This window comes from Actinoplanes sp. NPDC051633, from assembly GCF_040681735.1.
In the GTDB taxonomy this organism is placed as follows: domain Bacteria; phylum Actinomycetota; class Actinomycetes; order Mycobacteriales; family Micromonosporaceae; genus Actinoplanes.
In genome coordinates, this window is record NZ_JBFAZH010000465.1 from 1 (window position 1) to 5,673 (window position 5,673).

The window sequence follows — 5,673 nt, forward strand, 5'->3', positions numbered from 1 at the left end:
TAGTCGGTTATCCGCCCGCCGTTCCAGCGTTAGCGGCGTCGGATGGCCTGGCGGTGGGGTTGGGGGTGGGTGGCGGCTAATAACGGCTCGGCGGCCGGCGAGCGCCAGTCGAGCAGCAGGCGGCGGCCGTCGGCGTCGGTGAGGCCGAGCCGGCCCACGTAGACGGGCTCCTCCCCGTCGGTGCCGACCATGCGGCCGAGGCAGAGGTCGAGGCTGAAGCGGCGCAGCGTACGCAGGCGGGCGGTGAGCCGGCGCACCTCCTGGTCGCGGTCCACGGCCTGGCCACGCGGCCCGGCGTGCGCCTTGCGCGCGGCGTCGAGGCGGTGGCTCAGGTCGGCGATCCGCTGGTCGAGGCTTTCCGCCACGGCGGCGAAGTGCTTCTCGTCGGCGGCGATCAGCGCCGGGTCACCCTTGGCGGCGAGGTTGGCGGGCAGGTCGAACGCACTGGCAGTCAGGGAGATCACGTCATCCATTTCCGCAGTTTCGGGGCTTCGACCAGCGATTTTGCGCCGTTACCGGGGTCTTGCGGCAAGTCCCCCGGTCCGATATACGTTAAGTATGGGAGGGGTCGAGGACCTCTCCCTTCGTCATGTCGTGGACGCGGGCGGGCGCCAGTCGGCGTAACGGGCCATCGAGCGCAGCGCCAGCCGTGGCGGGGTCAGCCGCATGAGGGTGTTGCGAGCGGCGACGGCGATGGGGTTCTCCAGCTGCTGGCCGACACGGCCGATCATCCGGGACGCCTTCGCGACCTGCTGGCTGCGCGGGCGGCGCTGGCTGTCGTACGCGGCGAGGCCGCCGGGTTGCCCGGCGACGGCGGCGAGCACGACGGCGTCCTCCAGGGCCTGGTTGGCGCCCTGACCAAGGTTCGGCGTCATCGCGTGTGCGGCGTCGCCCAGCAGCGCCACCCGGCCCCGGACATAGGTCGGCAGTGGCTCGTCGAGGCACGCCAGGTCGTCGCGGAGCACGGTGTCGGTGGCCGCGATGAGCGCCGGGATCGGGTCGTGCCACCCGTGGAAGCGGGCGGGCACCCGGGTGTCCCCGTCGGCGGACGGGCCGGGGGCGGCGTTGACCGCGGCGAACCAGGAGACGCGGCCGTCGACCAGCGGCACGATGCCGAACTCCGCACCCCGGTCCCAGCTGATCGCGACGACGAGCTCGCCGTCCCAGACCGGCGTCACGCCGCGCCAGGCCCGGACGCCGACCTGCACCGGCGCGGTGGCTCGCGGCCACAGCAACCGGCGCACCATGCTGTGAATGCCGTCCGCCGCGACGACGAGGTCGGCTCCGACGCCGACCGGGCCGGGCGGGCCGTCGTAGGTGACCTCGCCCTCGGCGGTGACGGCGGTGACACGCGCACCGGTCCGCACCGCGCCGGCGGGCAGGGCGCCCAGCAGGATGTCGTGCAGGGCGGCGCGATGCACCCCGATCGCGGACGTCCCCAGCACCCTCTCGAGGTCCTCCGCGGGGATGCGGGCCAGCCACCGGCCGTCGGCCCGGCGCGTGCCGCCGGAGATGCTCGGCCGGCCCTGCGTCCGCACGGCGTCGCCCAGGCCCAGCGCGTCGAGGCAGCGCATGCCGTTGGCCTGCAGCACCAGGCCCGCGCCCACGGGCCGGAAGACCGCGACCCGGTCGAGCACCGTCACGTCCCAGCCGGCGCGATGCAGCCCGATGGCCGCGCTCAGCCCGCCGATGCCGGCTCCGATCACCACTGCCGTCCGCGTCATGACCCGCACTCCTTCTACATATGTAGAAGCGCCATACTACATCCGTAGAAGAGGAGGCGCACATGCCCACCGACCGGTTCGCCGTGCTGACCGACGCGGCGATCGACGTCCTCGCCGATCTCGGCATGCGGGGCCTGACGCATCGGGCGGTGGACGCCCGCGCCGAACTGCCGCTGGGCACCACCTCGGCGTACTTCCGCACCCGCAAGGCGTTGATCGAGGCGGTCGTCCGCCGCCTCGCCGACCTGGACCGGGCCGACCTGGACCGGGCCGACCTGGAGGCAGACCGGCTGCCCTCCGGGGCTGTGCCGCTACCGGCCGCTGAGCCTTCGGCAAGGGCGGAGAACCCGAGCCCCTCCGGGGCCGGCGATCCCGTGGTCCGCCTGGACGATCTCGATGCGGCGGCGGCCGGCATCGCCGCGCTGCTCGACCGGTGGATGAGCACGGGACGGTCCCGCACCCTCGCCCGATACGCGTGCCTGCTGGAGGCCACGCACCACCCGGAGCTGCGGACGATCCTTGCCTACGGCGACGCCTCCCGTTCGCAGGCCACGGCGATGCTGGCGGCGGCCGGCGTCGAGGAGCCGGAGCGCGCGGGCGGGCGGCTCGTCGCCTGCATCGACGGCCTGCTGTTCGACCGCCTGGCCGGGGCCGGCTCCCGCGACGCGCCGGCACCGGGCACGGCAGCGAACCGCACGGACCTCACGGCCGCCGTCGCGACGCTGCTGCGGGCCTTCACAAAGGCAGCGTGACCCGGATGCCCGATCACGCCGCCGTTCTCGCCGCCTGCCGCCGCATCGGCGACGAGATCGCGGTCGACGCCCGCTACGCGCACAGCAGCCACCTGCGCGTCCTCGTCGCCGGCGAGGTCGTCTTCGACGAGCACTACCGCGGGCCCGCCGTCGCGGACGTGTTCTCGGTGACCAAGTCCGTCGTCGCCACCGCGGCCGGCGTCGCCGCACGTCAGGGGCTGCTGCCCGGCCTCGACGAGCCGGTCGGCGCGGTGCTGCCCGAGCTTCGCGGCACCCCGGCGGCCGGGCAGACCTGGCGGCACCTGCTGAGCATGACGCGCGGCGCCACGGTGGACGGTCCGTGGGAGATCGACGCGGTCACCGCCCTCGCCGGTGGTCAGGTCGCGCACGTCGCCGCCGCTCCCCGCGTCGCGACGCCGGGACGATCCTTCCGGTACGACGACGGCGGCTTCCACCTGCTCTCCGCCGGGCTGTCCCGGCTGACCGGTCGCCCGCTGGCCGACTACGCCGAGGCCGAGCTCTTCGGGCCGCTCGGCATCGCCGGCGCCTCGTGGCTCGCCGACCCGGACGGCGTCACCTTCGGCTTCGCGCACCTGCGGCTCTCCGCCGAAGGCCTGGGCCGGCTCGGCGAGTTGTGGCGGGCCGGCGGACAGCCCCTGCTGGATCCCGCCTTCGCCGCGGCGATGATCACCCCGCACTCCCCCGGCGGCCCGCCCGAGAACATGGGCTACGGCCTGGGCTTCTGGGTCGGCGACGGCATGCTGCTGGCCGGCGGCTGGGCCGGGCAGCACGTGGTGGTGCTGCCGGGCGCCGTGGTGGTCACCACCGGCGATCCCCGGTTCGACTTCGGGCCGCCGCCGCACGACGAGCTCCCGCCGGACTGGCAGCCGGCCCTGCACCTGGTGCGAAAGCACCTGATACCAGAACTTCAGTGACTGAGGACCCGCTGCAGGAACGTCTTGGTGCGCTCGTGCCGCGGGGCGGTCAGCACCTCGGCCGGCGGACCGGTCTCGACGACCTTGCCGTCGTCCATGAAGACCACCCGGCTGGCCACGTCGCGGGCGAAGGACATCTCGTGGGTCACCACGATCATCGTCATGCCGTCCTCGGCCAGTGACCGCATCACCGCCAGCACGTCGCCGACCAGCTCCGGGTCGAGGGCCGACGTGGGCTCGTCGAAGAGCATCAGGCCGGGATGCATGGCGAGCGCGCGGGCGATCGCCACCCGTTGCTGCTGCCCGCCGGACAGCTGACCGGGGTACGAGGACGCGCGGTCGGCCAGCCCGACCCGCCGCAGATTCTCCAGCGCGGTGGCCTCCGCGGCCGACCGCGACCGGCGCAGCACCCGCCGCGGGGCGATGGTCACGTTCTGCAGCACGGACAGGTGCGGGAAGAGGTTGAAGTGCTGGAAAACCATGCCGATGCCCCGGCGGGCCGCGTCCACGTCGGTGTCCGGGTCGGTGAGCTCGACGTCGCCCACCCGGACCGTGCCGGAGGTCGCCGGCTCGAGCGCGTTGACGCAGCGCAGCAGCGTGGACTTGCCCGACCCGGACGGGCCGATCAGGCAGACCACCTCGCCGGCCTCGACGTCGAAGTCGATGCCGCGCAGTACCTCGTGGTCGCCGAACGACTTGTGCAGGTCACGGATCTCAACGAACGGCACGGGCCGACCTCCGCTCCAGATGCCGGACCACCTGCGACAGCGGCAGCGTGATCACCAGATAGAGCAGGCCGGCCACCACCAGCGGCGTCGCGTTGACCCGCTGGTTGAGCACGTCACCGGCGTACTTGGTCAGCTCGATCGTGCCCGCGGTGACGCCCAGCACGTACACCAGGGAAGTGTCCTTGGTCAGCGACACGAACTCGTTGGTGAGCGGCGGCAGCACGATGCGCAGGGCCTGCGGGAGCACGATGGACACCATCGCCCGCGGCGCCGACATGCCCAGCGAGCGCGCCGCCTCGCTCTGGCCGCGCGGCACCGCCTGGATGCCGGCGCGCAACGTCTCGGCCGTGTACGCCGCGGCGGTCGCGCCCAGCCCCAGGGTCACCGAGCCGTACACCCCGCCGGGGATCTCGCGGTCGGGGAACGCCAGCGGGATGCCGTAGCCGACCAGGAACAGCACCAGCAGCGCCGGCAGCCCCCGGAAGACCTCGATGTACGCGGTCGCGAACCACCGGTACGGCGCCACGGTGGACAGCCGCGCCAACGCCAGCGCGAGCCCCACCACCAGGCCGAACACGAACGCCAGCACCGTGTAGATCACCGTGTTGAGCAACGCGGTGGTGACCACCGTCGGGAACATGTCGGCGGCGACGTCGGTGCGGAAGAACGAGTCGGCGAGCTTGCCCCAGTCCGCGGCCAGCGCCACCGTCAGGACGACGGCGGCGAAGACCGCGTAGGCGGCGCCGCGGGACAGGCGGCGCCGGGTGCGGATCCTCACTTGACGGTCGGCTTCGGGCCGATCCACTCCGCGTAGATCTTGTCGTAGGTGCCGTCCGACTTGGCCGCCGCGAGCACCTCGTTCACGGTCTTGAGCAGCTCGGGGTTGCCGTTCTTCTTCAGCGCGAAGCCGTACTGCTCACCGGTGTCGAAGCCGGCCGCCACGGTCACCTTGCCGGGGTTCTTCTTGTCGTACTCGTTCCACACCGGCAGGTCGCCGACGGCCGCCTCGATCTGGTTGGTGGTCAGGGCCTGCTGCTCGGACCCGAGGTCCTTATACGACACCACCTCGGCGGTCAGGCCGTCCTTCTTGACCTGCTCCCGCACGTACGCCTCACCGGTGGTCTCACCCTGCACACCGAGCCGCTTGCCGTTGAGGTCGGCCAGCGTCTTGTACGGCTTCCCGGCGAGCGTGACCAGCGCCTGGGTGGCGTCGAAGTAGGGATCGGAGAAGTCGAGCACCTGCTTGCGCTCGTCGGTGATGGTCATCCCGGCGGCGGCGATGTCGCACTTGCCGGTGTTGAGGTCCTGACCCGACTTGATGCCCTCGAACGGGGTGTCGACGATCTCCTGCTTGACGCCGAGTTTCGCCGCGACCAGGTCGACCAGCGCCACGTCGAAGCCGACCACCTTGCCGGACGCGTCCTTCGACTGGAACGGCGCGTAGGGCAGGTGGGTGCAGGTGGTGATCACACCCGCCTTGATCAGGGTGACGCCGCCGCTCTCGCCACTGGTGTCCTTCTTGGCGCAACCGGCC

6 protein-coding genes and 1 pseudogene are annotated in these 5,673 nt (G+C 72.6%); 2 read left to right on the forward strand and 5 right to left on the reverse strand.

Features of this window, described 5'->3' with window-relative positions:
- Window positions 1–32: 32 nt before the first annotated feature.
- Together AB0M20_RS23935 and AB0M20_RS23940 are read right to left on the reverse strand one after the other, a co-directional pair.
- Window positions 33–473, reverse strand: a pseudogene (locus AB0M20_RS23935) (AAA family ATPase); the annotation flags it as partial.
- Between the two features lie 114 nt (window positions 474–587).
- Complete coding sequence (locus AB0M20_RS23940) at window positions 588–1,724, reverse strand: FAD-dependent monooxygenase (protein ID WP_364301647.1); 1,137 nt, start codon at window positions 1,722–1,724, stop codon at window positions 588–590.
- Window positions 1,725–1,786: 62 nt separating this feature from the next.
- Here AB0M20_RS23940 and AB0M20_RS23945 point away from each other — a divergent pair, with 62 nt between their 5' ends.
- Window positions 1,787–2,476: a TetR/AcrR family transcriptional regulator gene (locus tag AB0M20_RS23945; protein ID WP_364301649.1), complete on the forward strand. Its 690-nt coding sequence runs from the start codon at window positions 1,787–1,789 to the stop codon at window positions 2,474–2,476.
- A gap of 5 nt (window positions 2,477–2,481) precedes the next feature.
- Entirely contained in the window at window positions 2,482–3,411 is a 930-nt protein-coding gene (locus tag AB0M20_RS23950; RefSeq protein ID WP_364301651.1) for a serine hydrolase domain-containing protein, read from the forward strand.
- On the opposite strand, the gene AB0M20_RS23955 is transcribed toward AB0M20_RS23950, so the two are convergent.
- The 3 genes from AB0M20_RS23955 to AB0M20_RS23965 all read right to left on the reverse strand — a co-directional run.
- Window positions 3,405–4,139, reverse strand: coding sequence for an amino acid ABC transporter ATP-binding protein (locus tag AB0M20_RS23955; protein WP_364301653.1), 735 nt, complete (start codon window positions 4,137–4,139; stop codon window positions 3,405–3,407). The genes AB0M20_RS23950 and AB0M20_RS23955 overlap by 7 nt on opposite strands.
- Window positions 4,126–4,917 carry an amino acid ABC transporter permease gene (locus AB0M20_RS23960; RefSeq protein ID WP_364301655.1) on the reverse strand — a complete coding sequence of 264 codons (792 nt, stop codon included), beginning with the start codon at window positions 4,915–4,917 and terminating at the stop codon, window positions 4,126–4,128. The genes AB0M20_RS23955 and AB0M20_RS23960 overlap by 14 nt, the downstream gene beginning before the upstream one ends.
- A partial coding sequence (locus AB0M20_RS23965; protein ID WP_364301657.1) for a transporter substrate-binding domain-containing protein occupies window positions 4,914–5,673 on the reverse strand: 760 nt, incomplete at its 5' end. The genes AB0M20_RS23960 and AB0M20_RS23965, both read right to left, overlap by 4 nt.